General features: G+C 50.2%; 13 protein-coding genes and 1 tRNA gene. 8 read left to right on the top strand and 6 right to left on the bottom strand.

Annotated elements, in window-relative coordinates; genetic code table 11:
- Positions 1 to 151: 151 nt before the first annotated feature.
- Complete coding sequence (locus tag Q4E40_RS06535; RefSeq protein ID WP_303410846.1) at positions 152 to 601, bottom strand: hypothetical protein; 450 nt, start codon at positions 599 to 601, stop codon at positions 152 to 154.
- Positions 602 to 835: 234 nt separating this feature from the next.
- Here Q4E40_RS06535 and Q4E40_RS06530 point away from each other — a divergent pair, with 234 nt between their 5' ends.
- Positions 836 to 3,346 carry a S9 family peptidase gene (locus tag Q4E40_RS06530; RefSeq protein WP_303410845.1) on the top strand — a complete coding sequence of 837 codons (2,511 nt, stop codon included), beginning with the start codon at positions 836 to 838 and terminating at the stop codon, positions 3,344 to 3,346.
- Between the two features lie 321 nt (positions 3,347 to 3,667).
- Here Q4E40_RS06530 and Q4E40_RS06525 read toward each other — a convergent pair whose 3' ends face one another.
- The gene (locus Q4E40_RS06525) at positions 3,668 to 3,889 is read right to left on the bottom strand and encodes a hypothetical protein (RefSeq protein WP_303410844.1); all 222 of its coding nucleotides are present in this window, start codon (positions 3,887 to 3,889) and stop codon (positions 3,668 to 3,670) included.
- A 602-nt stretch (positions 3,890 to 4,491) separates the two neighbouring features.
- On the opposite strand from Q4E40_RS06525, the gene Q4E40_RS06520 reads away from it, so the two are divergent.
- From Q4E40_RS06520 to Q4E40_RS06500, 5 genes are all read left to right on the top strand, one after another.
- Positions 4,492 to 4,564 (top strand) — tRNA-Gln (locus Q4E40_RS06520).
- Positions 4,565 to 4,724: 160 nt separating this feature from the next.
- Positions 4,725 to 5,654 carry a ribose-phosphate pyrophosphokinase gene (locus Q4E40_RS06515; protein ID WP_253400592.1) on the top strand — a complete coding sequence of 310 codons (930 nt, stop codon included), beginning with the start codon at positions 4,725 to 4,727 and terminating at the stop codon, positions 5,652 to 5,654.
- A 208-nt stretch (positions 5,655 to 5,862) separates the two neighbouring features.
- Entirely contained in the window at positions 5,863 to 6,450 is a 588-nt protein-coding gene (locus Q4E40_RS06510) for a 50S ribosomal protein L25/general stress protein Ctc (protein WP_303410843.1), read from the top strand.
- Between the two features lie 257 nt (positions 6,451 to 6,707).
- A complete protein-coding gene (gene pth, locus Q4E40_RS06505; RefSeq protein ID WP_303411072.1) occupies positions 6,708 to 7,271 on the top strand; it encodes an aminoacyl-tRNA hydrolase in 564 nt (187 codons plus the stop codon).
- Between the two features lie 72 nt (positions 7,272 to 7,343).
- Entirely contained in the window at positions 7,344 to 8,627 is a 1,284-nt protein-coding gene (locus Q4E40_RS06500) for an MFS transporter (protein WP_303410842.1), read from the top strand.
- 32 nt (positions 8,628 to 8,659) lie between these two features.
- On the opposite strand, the gene Q4E40_RS06495 is transcribed toward Q4E40_RS06500, so the two are convergent.
- Positions 8,660 to 10,669: an adenylate/guanylate cyclase domain-containing protein gene (locus Q4E40_RS06495; RefSeq protein WP_303410840.1), complete on the bottom strand. Its 2,010-nt coding sequence runs from the start codon at positions 10,667 to 10,669 to the stop codon at positions 8,660 to 8,662.
- 443 nt (positions 10,670 to 11,112) lie between these two features.
- Between Q4E40_RS06495 and Q4E40_RS06490 the strand changes: the two genes are divergently transcribed.
- Positions 11,113 to 12,291, top strand: a complete 1,179-nt coding sequence (locus Q4E40_RS06490; RefSeq protein ID WP_303410838.1) for a Pycsar system effector family protein — start codon at positions 11,113 to 11,115, stop codon at positions 12,289 to 12,291.
- Between the two features lie 106 nt (positions 12,292 to 12,397).
- On the opposite strand, the gene metG is transcribed toward Q4E40_RS06490, so the two are convergent.
- Positions 12,398 to 14,437: a methionine--tRNA ligase gene (metG, locus tag Q4E40_RS06485; RefSeq protein WP_303410837.1), complete on the bottom strand. Its 2,040-nt coding sequence runs from the start codon at positions 14,435 to 14,437 to the stop codon at positions 12,398 to 12,400.
- 152 nt (positions 14,438 to 14,589) lie between these two features.
- On the opposite strand from metG, the gene Q4E40_RS06480 reads away from it, so the two are divergent.
- A complete protein-coding gene (locus tag Q4E40_RS06480; protein WP_303410835.1) occupies positions 14,590 to 14,844 on the top strand; it encodes a hypothetical protein in 255 nt (84 codons plus the stop codon).
- 42 nt (positions 14,845 to 14,886) lie between these two features.
- Here the strand turns inward: Q4E40_RS06480 and Q4E40_RS06475 are convergent, their stop codons facing one another.
- Together Q4E40_RS06475 and Q4E40_RS06470 are read right to left on the bottom strand one after the other, a co-directional pair.
- Positions 14,887 to 15,219, bottom strand: a complete 333-nt coding sequence (locus Q4E40_RS06475) for a hypothetical protein (RefSeq protein WP_303410834.1) — start codon at positions 15,217 to 15,219, stop codon at positions 14,887 to 14,889.
- Positions 15,220 to 15,308: 89 nt separating this feature from the next.
- Complete coding sequence (locus Q4E40_RS06470) at positions 15,309 to 15,575, bottom strand: hypothetical protein (RefSeq protein WP_303410833.1); 267 nt, start codon at positions 15,573 to 15,575, stop codon at positions 15,309 to 15,311.
- Positions 15,576 to 15,858: the final 283 nt, after the last annotated feature.

Below are 15,858 nucleotides of genomic sequence, written 5' to 3'. Positions count from 1 at the left end.
CCATAGCCCTGCTGCGCAAGACCCTACGGTAGCAAAGCCTCTACCTGCACGAAAAGCCCTAATGCTATGACAGCTACAGGACAATTTACTTTAGCATACCCGCTGCACAATAGAAGTCAATAATAGAAAAAAGACTCAAACAACGGATAGCCTACAAACGCTCTAACACCAGCTGCACTTCCTTGGTTTGGCTGAATTTGTCCTTAATAGTCGGCAGTGGCGTTACACTCTGCAACCTTATTTCGTAAGGCAAGGCGCCTACTACCACCTTCGCTGTATCTTCAAACCGGCTGCCACCATCGCAATCGCCCAGGCACATGGTAATGGTTTCCCCTTTTCCATTCCCTGAACCTACTGCCAGGGTCACCTCTACCCTGCCATAGGTGAAACAAACCACATCACTCGGGCACCTGCTGTCGCTCACATCTTCCACTTTCAACTTTACAACGGCAGCCACATCATACCCAGTGTTTTGGTACAGAGCCGACTGCCCTTCCTGAAGCTTGATCTCCTGCCCCAGGTATGCGTTGACAGTGCCCAGGTTTTCTTTTGAGCAGGAAAGAAGCAGGCAAACGAAGGCGAAAATCAATACATTTTTCATGTTAGGGCGCTATGTTTTAATTTATTGACCCTAAATTGCAGCAGCGCGTTGCATCCACTCCAGATCATATTCCTGTTCCGAAATACCGGCTCCACTTATACCTCTGGCAGGATTGCTGAAAGAAGCTATATTTTATAATAACACTATTTAAACTATTCCAATTTTCGTCAGTCTATACCTATCGAGCGGCCTAGAGCATGTTCACCTGATCTAATCACCCAAACCAACCTTTTCATGAAGAAAATTTACCTTCTCGCTATGCTGCTGATAGCGGGCATCAGTGTACAGGCACAGCAGTCTGGCACGCCGACCAAGGGCAACTACCAGCTGGCTTCCCGCTTCTCGCCCAAAAAGCTGGAGAAACTTATTTTCACCACCAACCTCGATCCGCACTGGCTCAAGAACTCCGACCGCTTCTGGTACGAGTACGAAACCAGCAACGGCAAGAACTGGTACATCGTAGACCCGGCCACCAAATCCAAGAAGCAGATCTTCGACAACGCCAAGGTAGCCTCTGCCGTGACCATGGTCGTGCAGGACCCATTTGATGCGCAGAACCTGCCTATCCAGAACCTGAAGTTCACGGAAGACGAAAAGAGCGTGCAGTTTGAGATAAAGAGCTCAATCGACCAGGTGAAGAAAGACCGCCTGGACAAAAAAGCCGCTGACTCGCTTGAGAAAAAGACCTTCTACTTCCGCTACAACTTGTCTACCGGCCAGGTCGTGGAATTAAAGGATTTCGAAAAGCCTAAGTCCAAAGCACGTTGGGCCTCCATCTCCCCAGACCAGCAGGTGGTGATATTCGCCAAGGAGCATAACCTCTATTGGATGGACAAGGCCAACTACGAAAAGGCTTTGAAGAATGAAAAAGACACCACCATCGTAGAGCACCAACTCACCAAAGACGGCGTGGAATTCTATACCTATGGCGACTCTCGTGGTGAAACGAACGTGGAGCGCGAAAAGAACAAGAAGAACCGCAAGCCGGCCTTTGTCCTTTGGTCACCAGACTCGAAGCAATTTGCCATGGTGCGCACGGACGAGCGCAAAGTGAAAGACCTGTGGGTACTGCATCACACGGCCCAGGGCCGCCCTGCACTGGAAACTTATAAGTACCAGATGCCAGGCGAGAAAGAAGCCCCTAAAAGAGAGCTGCTGATCTTCGACTTCGCCAACAAAACGCAACGCAGAATCAATACGGCTGCCTTTAAGGACCAGGAGGTTTCCTTATGGTCGGCGCCTGCCTTGCAAAAGCAGCGTGACGATGAGCACCGTCCGAACCTATGGCACGGCACCAAAGACAAGCTCTACTTCACCCGCACGAGCCGCGACCTGAAAAAGATCGACGTGTGCGAACTGGATATCGCTTCAGGCAAGGTAACCCCTGTTATTGAGGAGCGTTTCAACACCTACATCGACATCAACCGCATCGGCCTGGTGAAAGGTGGCAATGAGATCATCCACTGGTCTGAGCGCGATGGCTGGGGCCACTTCTACCTGTATGACGGCAAGGGCAACCTGAAAAACCGCATCACCAGCGGTTCTTTCCATGCCGAAGACCTGGTAGGTATAGACGAGAAAAACCGCGCGCTTTACTTCACCGCCAACGGCCGCGAAAATGGAGAAGACCCGTACCTGATGCACCTCTACCGCATCAACTTCGACGGCAGCGGCATGACGCTCCTCAACAAAGGCAACTTCGACAACAACATCAGCCTGAACGACAACAACACCTACTTTGTGAATACGGCTTCCCGCGTGAACACCGTACCCGTTTCGGTGCTGTATGACAGCAAAGGCCGTAAAGTGATGGACCTGGAGAAAGCTGACCTGAGCCGCCTGATGACGACAGGGTATAAATTCCCGGAGCCGTTCACCGTGAAGGCAGACGACGGCATCACCGACCTCTATGGCGTGATGTACAAGCCGTTCGATTTCGACTCTACCAAGACTTACCCGATCATCACTTACGTATACCCTGGCCCGCAAACCGAGGCGGTGAACAAGGCCTTCGGTCGCAGCATGGACCGTATCGACCGCCTGGCGCAGCTGGGTTTTGTGGTAGTGACAGTTGGTAACCGCGGTGGCCACCCGGCCCGTTCCAAATGGTACCATACCTATGGCTACGGCAACCTGCGCGATTACGGCCTGGCTGACAAGAAAGCTGCCATTGAGCAACTGGCTGACCGCCACCGCTTCATCGACATCAACCGTGTAGGTATAACCGGTCACTCGGGTGGTGGCTTTATGTCGACGGCAGCCATGCTCGTATACCCTGACTTCTTCAAAGTAGCTGTATCGGGTGCCGGCAACCACGAAAACAACATCTACAATCGCTGGTGGAGCGAAAAGCACCACGGTGTGAAAGAAGTGGTAACCCCTAAGGGAGACACGACCTTTGTGTACGCCATCGAGAAAAACCCGGATCTGGCACGCAACCTGAAAGGGCACCTGATGCTGGCAACCGGTGACGTGGACAACAACGTGCACCCGGCGGGCACCATCCGCATGGCGCAGGCCTTGATAAAAGCCAACAAGCGTTTCGATTTTGTGATGCTGCCTGGCCAGCGCCACGCCTTTGGTGACATGACCGAGTACTTCTTCTGGATGATGGGCGATTACTTCACCAAGCACCTGCTCGGCGACTTTTCCCAGCCAGTTGACATCAAGGAGATAAACCGCGAGGTGGAGAACGTAGGCAACAAGCGACGGGCTGGTGCTGTAACCGCTCCTGATGAGGAGTAAGGTATAAAGCCAGCGTATTAATGCACAACAGCCGCAGCGAGATGACCCTCACTGCGGCTGTTCTTTTACATGGCTATACCTGCGCCAGGCACAAAGCTATACCTGATGCAAACTTTCCTAAAAAGCCATCTCCGCCATGCGCAGCTTGCGGACAAACGGTGCATGGCGGAGATGGCCTGTTATTTTAGAAGTGGTTGTTAAGATTAAAGTATCTGAGCCCAGATGGCCCGGAATAAGCGGAAGGCTAAAAATTTAAACATAATTGTAAGCGTAATCTTATTAAAAATGTTCTTTAAGGAAAACCTGTATTCGAGACTAATGCTATAAATGTTTCAGCATTTCGATCTGTTCGTCGTTGAGCAGGATGTAACGGTTGTTAAAAGGGTTGGCATAGAACTTCTCGGCTATCACATATTCTCCTGTGTCCATTTTGTGAATGTTGTAACTAAACAGGCTGTTGGAGCGCTCAATAATCAGTTCCGTACGGCTTAGATCGAGCTCACGACCGCAGGTCGTGGTAATGATGTCAGAATTGACCGTCATGGTAGTTGAATACATAATTGGAAGATTTAGCAAAGTTCTTTACGCAGTACTTACCAGATGGTGACGTACAACGGCCGTAAAATCAGTTAAACTTATCCACATCATCTCCTCAGGCGCCTGGGCTATACCTTATATCTTAACTAAAAAGGCGATTGAGGTCCCAATGAGCAAGGAAGCGTACGCCCTACACGATCTGCCGCTTTTAAATAATTTGCGGGAGTCTGTCATGCCAGTACAGGTAAGTCCCTATACCTTGATTGCTAAAAATTCTAAGGTCAGGCACTTTTTTAAATTTAGCGCTAAGGTCCATTTGTAGTTTTTACTGAGCCGGAAGAGCAGTCCGATTTTGAAAAAACCAGACAGAATAAGGCCGTGAATTTCACTCCATTAGGCGTATCAACGGCCTCCAGCAACCACCTTTGCAGCACCATTTTGAAGTGCAGCCATACCCCAAAAAAGTACGAGGACACGGCGCTAAAGCAGATTATTGACTGAGATTTTCAAAAAATTTTGAGGCAAATGTTTGCAGTTTAAAATAGCCTGCCTATCTTTGCATCACTGAACGACGAAGGGGCTTCCACCCTGAAATCTAGTAGGTAACTTGTCCGATGGTGTAACTGGCAACACGTCTGATTTTGGTTCAGAAGAGTCCAGGTTCGAAACCTGGTCGGACAACTTAAAAGGCAACCCACAGCAGTGCGGGTTGCCTTTTTTGCTTTATACCCCTCCTGCTAACTAATTAAAAATCAGAAATATCAGGCAGCATATTTGCGGAATTTCGTAGCTTTGCAGGCATAATAACCTAAACCAAACCCTAATAACATTTAGCATTATTATGCCACAGGTAAAAATTTTTGCTGGCTCCGCCTCCAAGTACTTAGCCGAAAAGATTGCGACGGCTTACGGCACGCAGCTCGGTGACCTTGAGCTTCTACGTTTTAGCGACGGGGAGATGGCACCACACTTCAACGAATCTGTTCGCGGTGCAGAGGTATTTCTGGTACAGTCCACGTTCCCGCCAGCCGACAACCTGATGGAGCTTATGCTGATGGTAGACGCCGCCAAGCGCGCCTCAGCCCACAAAGTGATCGTGGTGATGCCATACTACGGTTACGCCCGCCAGGACCGCAAAGACAAGCCACGTGTTTCCATCGGCTCCAAAGTGCTGGCCAACGCCATCCAGTCAGTAGGCGCTGACCGCCTGATGACCTGCGACCTGCACGCCGGCCAGATCCAGGGCTTCTTCGACATTCCGGTAGATCACCTCGATGGTTCGGCCATCTTCGTGCCTTACCTGCGCAGCCTCAACCTGGGCAACGACCTGATCTTCGCCTCTCCTGACGTAGGGGGTGTGGTAAGAACAAGAGCCTTCGCCAAGAACTTCGGTGCTGAAATGGTTGTCTGCGACAAACACCGCAAACGGGCTAACGAGATCGCCTCTATGCAGGTGATCGGCGACGTGGAAGGTATGGACGTGGTGCTCGTGGACGACATGGTGGACACAGCCGGAACGATTACGCAAGCCGCCAAACTCCTGAAAGACAAAGGTGCCAAAACCGTTCGTGCCATTGCAACGCACCCTGTGTTGTCGGGCCCTGCTTACGAGCGCATCGAAAACTCCGTGTTGGAGGAGCTAGTGGTTTCTGACACCATTCCATTGCGTCAGGACTGCTCCAAGATCAAGGTGCTTTCGTTCTCCGAACTGTTCGCCCGCGCCATCAACAACGTGGTAACGCACGAGTCTATCAGCTCGCTGTTTATATAAGGTAAATTGTTAATTGCTGGTTGTTAATTGTTGTTCCCAATGATTAACAATCAGCAATTTCATATATTATTCAAATAGGTTGGAAGGGTACCTGGAAGGCTGATTGCTGAATTAATTGTACTATACAAGAAAAAAACAATTAACAATTTAACAATCAACAATTAAATCCATACCTTTGTGGCCTGAAAATTTTAACAAAATTCATTTTATGAAAACTTTAGAGATTATAGGGTTTAAAAGAGCAAATCTCGGTAAAGCACAGACGAAAGAGCTGCGCAATGAGTCTTATGTACCAGGTGTATTGTATGGCGGCACAGAGCAAGTTCACTTCTACGCCCCAGCTATCCTGTTCAGAGACTTGGTTTATTCTCCAGAAGTATACGAAGTAGATCTGAATATCGAAGGCACGCACCACAGAGCGATCCTTCAGGACGTACAGTTCCACCCAGTGAACGAAATGCTGCTGCACGTTGATTTCCTGCAGCTGGACGAAAGCAAAGAAGTGAAGATCGATGTTCCTGTTAAGTTTGTTGGCAACTCTCCGGGCGTAATGGCCGGTGGTAAGCTTGTGACGAAACTGCGTAAGCTGAAAATCAAAGCGCTTCCTGCTAACCTGCCAGACTATATCGAGGTGAACATCTCTGAACTGGAGCTTGGCAAGTCTATCAAAGTAAGCAAAATTGCGAAGGGTGACTACGAGATCCTGACTAACTCACTTGCTCCGGTAGCAACCGTTACGATTCCACGTGCTCTTAAGAGTGCACAGACAGAAGAAGCTCGCGGCGGCAAGAAATAAGTATTGCTGCTTCAATAGCAACAAGATCCTGTCCTGCTCCGAGCAGGGCAGGATTTTTTGTTTCCAATTGAAAGTTAAATTGTTTAATGGTTAAATTGCTGGAGGTTATCATGCCTGGATCAAGGTAAAGTGCCCTCTCAAAAATTTAACAATTTAACCATCCAACAATTTAGTCATTGAGCAATTCAACAATTAGCGCACTAAAGCAGTGGCTTGGCCTGACCAAAAAGGCAGCCACCGATACGGAAGACACAAGTATGAAATACCTGATCGTGGGCCTTGGCAATATTGGCCCGGAGTACGCGGAGACGCGACATAATATTGGTTTTATGGTGCTGGACTACCTGGCGCAGAAATTTGACGCGAAGTTTGACACCGGTCGCCACTCCTTTGTGACCGAGATCAAAAGCAAAGGTCGCACCTATGTACTCGTAAAGCCCACCACTTACATGAACCTGAGTGGCAAAGCTGTCGGCCACTGGCTGAGCAACCTGAAACTGACCCCAGACCAGATGATGGTGATCACCGACGACATCGCCCTGCCATTTGGCAAAATCCGCATACGTGCCAAAGGCAGTGCCGGCGGGCACAATGGCCTGAAGCACATCGAGCAAACGCTCGGCCACAACAACTACCCGCGACTGCGCTTTGGGGTGGGCGACGCTTTCCACAAAGGCAAGCAGGTAGACTACGTGCTCAGCAATTTCAGCGACGACGAGAAGATCGACCTGCCGGGCATCATTGAGAAAGCCGCGGAATCTGCCATCGCTTTTGGCAGCATCGGGCTGGAGCGCACCATGAACCAGTATAACACGAAGTAAAGAGCGGGCACCTTACCGAAACCACCTATACCTGCCCCATTAAGATAGCATACGCCTTCAGCGACCAAACCCATGAAACGCCTGTTCCTTTTATACCGCAATGCATTCGGTGGCCTCTCCCGCCCGGCGTGGATGCTTTCGCTGGTGATGTTCATTAACCGGAGCGGTGCTATGGTGATACCTTTCCTGGGCGTATACCTGACAGAGTCGCTTGGGTTTACGATGAAGGAAGCAGGTATGATACTCAGTATCTATGGGCTAGGTGCGGTATGTGGCGGCTTTCTGGGCGGTTGGCTAACCGATAAGATCGGGCACTTTAAAGTGCAGTCCTTTAGCCTAACGGTCGGTGGCAGCCTATACCTGATGTTCCTGTTCCTGGAGAAGTTTGAGCACATGGCGGCAGGTGTCTTTATCCTAAGCCTGGTAAACGACATGCTGCGGCCCGCCAACTCAGCTTCCATAGCGCATTATGCCCAGCCCGAGAACGTGACCAGGGCCTTCTCACTTAACCGGATGGCCCTGAACCTGGGTTTCTCCATTGGGCCTGCCCTGGGCGGTATGATAGCGGCTATCTCGTACAAGTTCCTCTTTATAGGCGATGCGGCAGGCTGTATGATGGCCGGCCTCTTCTTTTACATATACTTCCGGAAAAAGCAGGGCCACAGGCCAAAGCAAAAAGTTAAAACCGAGGCCGTTGCCCACGAGGCAACTTCCGGCACAACAGAGAAAGTCCGCTCTCCTTACAGAGATAGACTATACCTGGTTTTTGTGGTGCTGAACGCGGGCTTTGCCATACTTTTCTTTCAGCTTCTTTCTACCTTACCGCTCTATTACCGCCAGGTATACGCGCTGCCGGAGCAGTGGATCGGCGGGCTGCTCGCCCTTAACGGCTTCATCGTGTTCATGGTGGAGATGATCTTTGTATACCTGATCGGGGATAAAGTCAAGAAACACTGGCTGATACCGATCGGTGTACTGGTACTGGGCTTTTCCTTTGTGACCCTGAACCTGGGGCAGCACCTTTTCCTGCTCTACATCGCCATGACCCTGCTTAGCCTTTCGGAGATTCTGGTGATGCCTTTTATGGCGACCATTTCGGTGGAGCGCTCCAACAACAGCAACCGCGGCTCTTACATGGGCCTGTACACGATCTCGTATGCCGCGGCGCATGTGGTAGCCCCCTACATGGGCACCACCATTGCCGCCCGCTACGGTTTTGATACCCTGTGGTGGATGCTCGGCGCCTTTTCTATTGTGGTAAGTGTTGGGCTGTACTTTGTGGTGCAGTACATCGAGCGGGAGCGCCTGAGCAAACAGCCTGTTTCTTCTCCTGAGGCAGATATGGCCGCAAAATAGTTTTTGCAAAAAAGAATGGATAGCTAAGGCGATCAGATCCCAAAGCCATACTTGTAAAGACTATCAGAAAATGATCTGTCCGGGGAATTCATCTGATCCAGCAGCTTCTGATAGCGGGGGTCCTGCCTGACTGTCTCCGGAGTCCAACGTTCATATTTCAGCGAGATAAGCAAAGGATCGTGGTCTTTAAGACCCTTCTCAAAAAAGTGGAAGGCCTCATCCAGATCATCGTTCAACCACCCTGCTGCTATACCTATTGCAGTGCAGACAACATACTCCCTGCTTGCCCGCTCTTTCAGTTCTTTCAATTCCGCCCTTGCCCTGTCGATGTTTCCCATTTTGCAGAGCGTCATAATTAAGGCACCATGGGCAAAGCTATGCCTGCTGGAGAGTACCATCAGGCGTTCAAACACAGCAAGCGCCTCTTCGTGCTGATGCAAAAACAGGTAGGAGTAGCCCTCATACAGATTGCATATAAAGGAATAGGAATCCAGATCCAGCCCGGTTTTACAGGCGGCAAGTGCTTCCTTAAACTTTCCACCTGCATGCAGGATCTGGGCATATATGCCGAAGCAAAGCGCACTCAGAGGGTCGAGTTTGATCGCCTTTCTGCCGTGTTCCTCTGCCTTTGCAAAATCCCCCTTCATCCAGGCGAGGTAGTTGAGGCCATACCGGAGGTGTGTTTGCGCATGGCTTGGATTCAGCTCGAGCGCTTTTAGGAAATGTTTCTCAGCTTTTGGCAAGTCCCAGATGTAGCAGTAGTATGAGCCCAGCGAGGTATAAGCCTCACACAAAGACGGATTAAGCTGCAGCGCTTTCTCTGCTGCCTGCTTCCCTTTGAACATGACCTGCTTGGGTGGCAGTATACCATAAAGCCCTACCAGCACATTTGCGTCTGCATAGTCTGCATACGCCAAGGCAAAGTCAGGGTCCAGCTCCACGGCTCTCTGAAGGTACTTGATGCCGGTCACGATGTAGGTACCGCGCCTGTTCAGGTAAAATTTCCCTTTCAGGTATAGCTCATAGGCTTCGGTGTTGCGGGTAGGCGTTTTTCTGAGCCCGCCCCGCCCCTTCTCCAACAGCGTCACCTTCATTTTCTCCGTAATAGCCGACGCGATCTTGTCCTGGATCGCAAAGATATCGTCCATGCTGCCGTCATACCGCTCAGACCACAGGTGAAAACCATCTTCCACTTTTGTGAGTTGCACAGTAATTCTCAACTGATTGCCTTGTTTGCGCACACTGCCTTCTAATACCGTGCTTACGCCCAGCTTCTCTCCCACCTCCCGCAGGTCAGCGTTTTCCCTGCTGAATTTAAAAGAAGAAGTACGACCCGCCACTTTCAGGTTTTTGAGGCTGGACAGTGCATTGATGATCTCTTCTGCAACTCCCTCGCTGAAATACTGTTGCTCCGGATCGTTGCTCAGGTTTACGAGCGGTAGCACTGCGATGCTCTTGGCAGGAGCTCTTTTGGATGTGCGCAACGGTGGGGCTTTCTTCTCTTCCGTCTTGCCGTTCAGGGAATTCGGAGACGGCTTTACCAAACCTTCGTGGTCCAGGGCAAATACTTCGACTGGCCGCGCTATGTTCTTCAGTCGGTAAATTCCCACGGAATAAGTTTGTATATCAGGGTGATTCGCAATCTCATCCTTCACCTTATCGGAGATCAGCACACTGCCTGCCACACCCAGTGACTCAACGCGGGATGCAAGATTCACCCCATCCCCGAACAGCTGCTCTTCATCGAAAATCACATCTCCCATGTGCAGTCCCATACGAACGGGAACGCGCGGCTCCTGCAAAAAAGCCAGCTGCATGGCCAGCGCGCACTCCACTGCCTCCACGGCGCTCTGGAAAACACTCAGAGTACCGTCCCCATAGTACTGAACCACTCGACCATGGTATTGCTGATGCTCCCGTCGCAGTACTTCACGGTGACGGTTTTTAATTGTCAAGGCGTGCTTCTCGTTCTGCTGCATCATGGCAGAATATCCCTCTACATCTGTGAAGAGAATAGCAGCAAGCTGACGATGTTGGCTCATGGCGTGATATAGTTAAGCATCACAATAAATATAATCCATATTTATAACACATACTTTATATTTACGACAATCCTATCAAAATGAATAGCATCACGCTGCATAAAGTGACTGAAATTAGTAGCTCTAGCACATCGTTAGCAACTTTTCATAATACTACAAATGAGTTGCAACTTACACGGAAACAGCAACTTATACCTATCGCCTCTTTGCAGGACACGCTCTGAAACATGCTCCTCCTGAGAGTCATAAATTCTAAAAATCTTCATACTGATATATAGCCACACAATTATAATAGCCTAATTATCAGCACGATAAATAAATTTTTATTAGGATTATATTGCCTTAAACTTTAACTTCATCAGTAAAACAGTATTGAGTATACCTGGCCTTACCAAGGGAAATGATGAAGATGGAAAGCAGCAGAAATTCTAAAGATTAAAACGATGATGGAAGATGATATTTTGGATAGAGCAAACGCCTTTGTAGGGCTAAGCCTCCCCTTGAATGGGACGAACGAAGCGGTTGGTTTTGACCTGCAACACACAAAAACGCTTGTTGCCGTGGCCGAGGCGATCAGTAAATTCTGTGATTTCAGCGATGAAGAAACGCGTTTGCTTCTGCTAGCTGCCTGGCTACATGACCTATACTACAGCGATTCGGGCGAGTTTCTTGATGAGCAAAAGATCGCACCTGTTACGGAGTTTCTGGTAAGCTGTAACCTGAGCCAGGCAGAAATCCTGAAAATATCGCAGTGCATTGCCGCTACCCATTACCCGCAACGCCCCCGCGATCTATTAGAGGAGGCACTCTGCGATGCAGTTGCCAGCTTTCTGGCTGCAGAAGATTACGTGGCAAAAGCTGAAAGGAAGGCGGCTGACCCAGCTACCAAAGTAGGCCAGTACGATTGGATAGACACACATTTGGCATTGCTCAAGAAGCACTATTATTATACAAAATACGCCAAAAGGGCCTTCTCTGGGGGCAAGGAGCAAAACATCAAACTACTGAAGAAAAAGCGAAAAGAGCTCAGCAAGGAAAATGAGGAGCTGGAGGCCCTGTGGGAAGAAAACAAATCGCTGAAAAAGGACCTTAGAAAGGAGAAAGAGCAAAAGGCCAGCAAAGGGATTGAAACGATGTTCAGAACTACCATGGCCAGTCACCTTCAGCTGAGCGTGATAGCTGACAATAAAGCGAACATGCTGATCTCTGTTAACGCCATCATCGCCTCCATTATGATTTCGTCCTTCTTCAACAAATTTCAGGACGTGCCGCATCTGCTTCTTCCTTCCATCCTCCTGACAGTGGTTTGTTTGGTTACTATTATCCTGGCCATACGCTCCACACGGCCTAATACCAAAAACACAGCCATGCCTGAGAATAAGATAGACTTCTTATTCTTTGGAAACTTCATCCAACTCGATTCCCATACCTACAGAGAAGGTATCCGGAATATAATGAGGGATCATAACCTGCTTTATAACAGCATGGCGGATAATATTTACTTACAGGGGAAAGTGCTCTCCAGAAAGTACCGCCTGCTAAAGCTGGCGTATACCGTGTTCGCGCTTGGGCTGGGGGCCGTTTTGCTCAGTTACCTCGTTGCATGGCTGTTTTTGGCATAGCCGGCTAAACGCGTGCCGACGCATGAACGTCCGTATACCCTAAAAAGAAAAACCTCACTTACCATCTTCAGGTAAGTGAGGTTTTATACCTTAGCAGAACGGATAGTTAACTCACTGTTCCCCCATTCTTCACTTCTTTGCTTGGCTGCACAAAGGCCAGCGAACCGTCCGCATTCTCAGCCATCAGGATCATGCCCTGGCTGGTAATGCCTTTGATCTCGCGCGGCGCCAGATTCACCAGGATGCTCACCTGCTGCCCGATGATCTCCTCCGGGTTGAAGAACTCGGCAATGCCGCTCACGACCGTGCGCTGATCTATACCTGTGTCGATGGTAAGTTTCAGGAGCTTTTTAGTCTTGGCCACTTTCTCTGCTTCGATGATGCTACCGATGCGAATGTCCAATTTGTTGAAGTCCTCAAAGGAGATGTTCTCCTTGGCAGGCTCTACTACAGCATTCGCCGCTTCGTTGGCCTTCTTCGTGTCCAGCAGCTTCTGCACCTGTGCTTCCACAGCGGCGTCTTCCACCTTTTCAAACATCAGCTCTGGTGTTCCGATCACGTGGCCTGTTGCCAGCAGATCGGCAGATCCGGCGTCACCCCATGTACCCAGCGGCTTGTTGAGCATGCTCGCCAGTTTCTGAGCAGATGTCGGCAGGAACGGCTCCATCAGGATGCTGAGGCTAGCTGAGATCTGAAGCGCAATGTTCATGATGGTCTTCACGCGCTCTTCGTCCGTCTTGATCAGCTTCCAGGGCTCCGTGTCGGCCAGGTATTTGTTACCCAAACGGGCCAGGTTCATTAGTTCGCTCAGCGCATCGCGGAAGCGGTAGCGATCGAGATAAGTCGCAATCACCATCGGCATACCTTCCAGAACACCCAGCACCTCCTTATCATAGTCCTGCAGCTCACCACGGGCCGGCACCTCGCCGTTGTAGTACTTTTGGGTAAGCACCACGGCGCGGTTAATAAAGTTGCCCAGAATGGCTAGTAATTCGTTGTTGTTGCGGGCCTGGTAATCCTTCCACGTGAAATCATTGTCCTTTGTCTCCGGCATGTTAGCGGCCAGCGCATAACGCAGCACGTCGCCTTTGCCCGGAAACTCCTCCAGGTACTCGTGCAGCCACACGGCCCAGTTGCGGGACGTGGAGATCTTGTCGCCTTCCAGGTTCAGGAACTCATTGGCAGGCACGTTGTCCGGAAGCACATAGTCGCCGTGCGCCTTGAGCATGCTCGGGAAAATGATGCAGTGGAACACGATGTTGTCTTTGCCGATGAAGTGCACCAGCTTCGACTCCGGGTCTTTCCAGTATTTCTCCCAGTCCGGGGTCAGTTCTTTCGTAGCCGAGATATAGCCGATCGGCGCATCGAACCACACGTAGAGCACTTTGCCTTCGGCTCCTGCTACCGGAACAGGCACACCCCAATCCAGGTCGCGGGTTACGGCGCGAGGCTGCAGGCCCTGGTCGATCCAGCTTTTGCACTGCCCGTATACGTTCGGCTTCCAATCGCCCTTGTGACCTTCCACGATCCACTCGCGCAGCCAGGCCTCGTACTCGTTGAGCGGCAGGTACCAGTGCTTGGTCTCACGCATAACGGGCACAGCGCCGCTCAGCGTGCTTTTCGGGTTGATCAGGTCCGTGGCGTTCAGCGAAGTACCGCAGCTCTCGCACTGGTCACCGTAGGCGTTCTCGTTGCCGCACTTCGGGCAGGTTCCCACGATGTAGCGGTCCGCCAGGAATTGCTGGGCCTTCTCGTCGTAATACTGCTGCGTGGTCTGCTCCACAAACTTGCCGTCGTTGTACAGCTTCAGGAAAAAGTCGGAGGCTGTTTCGTGGTGCGTTTGGGAAGAGGTGCGGGAATAGATGTCAAAGGATACGTTAAAGTCTTCGAAGGACTTCTTGATCAGCTCGTGGTATTTGTCCACGGCCTGCTGCGGTGTGATGCCTTCTTTCTTGGCACGGATCGTGATCGGCACCCCGTGCTCGTCGGAGCCGCCGATGAATTTCACGTCTCTGCCCTGCGAGCGCAGGTAACGCACATAAATATCGGCAGGCAGGTATACGCCCGCCAGGTGGCCAATGTGCACCGGGCCGTTGGCATAAGGCAAGGCCGCCGTTACGGTATATCGTTTATAGTTTTCAGCCATAGTTCTCGTAAAAACGCAAATATACAAATACCGGCCGGATTGATAGGCGACATGCTACCTAATCCAAAAAAATGACAATTATAAACTGACCAGTGCGTTACTTTTTCGTAAACGGTAAACCAAACTATCAGGAATCCAATCACCCAAAGTATATGAAGAACCAAGATAATTTTCACGAGAAGAAGCGCGACAGCGGACACTTGGGGAAAGACAGCGACAAGAAGGAAATCAGTAGCAAGCCTGCTCCCAAAAGTGCCGACCGCGAATCGGAGAACACCCCTCGAGACCATGAAGTATACGTGAACCTGGAACCGGATGAGTTGCACATCGGCGATGATGAGATCGAGGACGTGAGCGAACTACGCGACAAGGACAGCGGCAAGGATAAAAACAAAAAGAAAAAATAAACAAGAAGCGCTGCCTGTAGGGGCAGCGCTTCTTGTTTATACCTAGTTGTTTCCAACTGGTGGTTTGGTAGGAAGTATACGCAGAACGCGGTGTCGCGTAGAGTCTACCGGGGCGTTGGGCAGTTGCTGAGGTCGCATTTCAGGAGGCAGGTTAACGGGCGCGTTGCGATCGTACACTTCCATACCGCGCTTGCGGTTAATGTCGCTCGCCTGCTCATATATCTGGGTGCGCACCGGATCGCCTTCGCTATACCTGACACGCTGTGCGTGGTTAGGATCTGGTGGCAAAGTGCCTGCACCGCCTTGCGAGAGCGACGTACAGCCCATGGCTCCCAGCAGCATGATTCCCCCTATCCAGTTTATGTACCTTTTCATCTCGTCTCATCTTAAAATAGTAAAATAAAGGCCTTAATTAAAGCACCTTATACTATCTATACGGATGAAAAAGTATAAAAGGGAGCTATTTACTCATTTGTCTCGGCCAGGCTGCTCTGCCCCACCTGTGTGAGCATAAGTCCTTCCGGGGCGGGTGTTACCCAGGCTAATTTTGCCAGGTGATGTTCTGCCTCCTTCTGCACGTCTTTGTACTTTGGATAACGTTCCTGCAGGTATGGGTACAGTTCCTGATACGGTAGCACCTCGCCTGCCTGTATATTTCTCACTTTAAAGGCTGCCATAATAGCCTGCGCCAGATTTTCTATGTTCTCCGCTTCAGAGTGTAATTCAGTCATGTCTGTTTTCTCGTTAGTGTTGGATAGAAAATACGGGCAAGGGAAGTAAGAGTTTGAGAGTTTGGTGATTGTTGAATGGTTGGATTGCTAAATTGTTGAATGGTTAAATGGTTAAAAAGGCTTCGTAGGGACAGGTCGTGCCCCGTCCGAATCGTGCACCGCAATCATGCACCTGTATACCTGACCAAGTCCCGCACAGCACACCTCACCAAATCGTGCACCAAATTCCCCTCTTTGGAGGGTTAATCGTGCACCCAACAATTCAACCATCAACAATTTAACA

Source organism: Pontibacter coccineus (assembly GCF_030546575.1).
Taxonomy (GTDB): Bacteria; Bacteroidota; Bacteroidia; order Cytophagales; family Hymenobacteraceae; genus Pontibacter; species Pontibacter coccineus.
The sequence above is the reverse complement of the archived record's forward strand: the minus strand, read 5'-3'. Positions and strand labels throughout refer to the sequence as shown.

Bases quoted from the DNA above. Each gene is read 5' to 3' on its own strand.
- Q4E40_RS06530 (WP_303410845.1), top strand. From the start codon at position 836: ATGAAGAAAATTTACCTTCTCGCTATGCTGCTGATAGCGGGCATCAGT.
- Q4E40_RS06480 (WP_303410835.1), top strand. From the start codon at position 14,590: ATGAAGAACCAAGATAATTTTCACGAGAAGAAGCGCGACAGCGGACAC.
- Q4E40_RS06475 (WP_303410834.1), bottom strand. From the start codon at position 15,219: ATGAAAAGGTACATAAACTGGATAGGGGGAATCATGCTGCTGGGAGCC.
- Q4E40_RS06490 (WP_303410838.1), top strand. From the start codon at position 11,113: ATGATGGAAGATGATATTTTGGATAGAGCAAACGCCTTTGTAGGGCTA.
- Q4E40_RS06510 (WP_303410843.1), top strand. From the start codon at position 5,863: ATGAAAACTTTAGAGATTATAGGGTTTAAAAGAGCAAATCTCGGTAAA.
- Q4E40_RS06525 (WP_303410844.1), bottom strand. From the start codon at position 3,889: ATGACGGTCAATTCTGACATCATTACCACGACCTGCGGTCGTGAGCTC.
- Q4E40_RS06500 (WP_303410842.1), top strand. From the start codon at position 7,344: ATGAAACGCCTGTTCCTTTTATACCGCAATGCATTCGGTGGCCTCTCC.
- Q4E40_RS06515 (WP_253400592.1), top strand. From the start codon at position 4,725: ATGCCACAGGTAAAAATTTTTGCTGGCTCCGCCTCCAAGTACTTAGCC.
- Q4E40_RS06535 (WP_303410846.1), bottom strand. From the start codon at position 601: ATGAAAAATGTATTGATTTTCGCCTTCGTTTGCCTGCTTCTTTCCTGC.
- metG (WP_303410837.1), bottom strand. From the start codon at position 14,437: ATGGCTGAAAACTATAAACGATATACCGTAACGGCGGCCTTGCCTTAT.
- pth (WP_303411072.1), top strand. From the start codon at position 6,708: ATGAAATACCTGATCGTGGGCCTTGGCAATATTGGCCCGGAGTACGCG.
- Q4E40_RS06470 (WP_303410833.1), bottom strand. From the start codon at position 15,575: ATGACTGAATTACACTCTGAAGCGGAGAACATAGAAAATCTGGCGCAG.
- Q4E40_RS06495 (WP_303410840.1), bottom strand. From the start codon at position 10,669: ATGAGCCAACATCGTCAGCTTGCTGCTATTCTCTTCACAGATGTAGAG.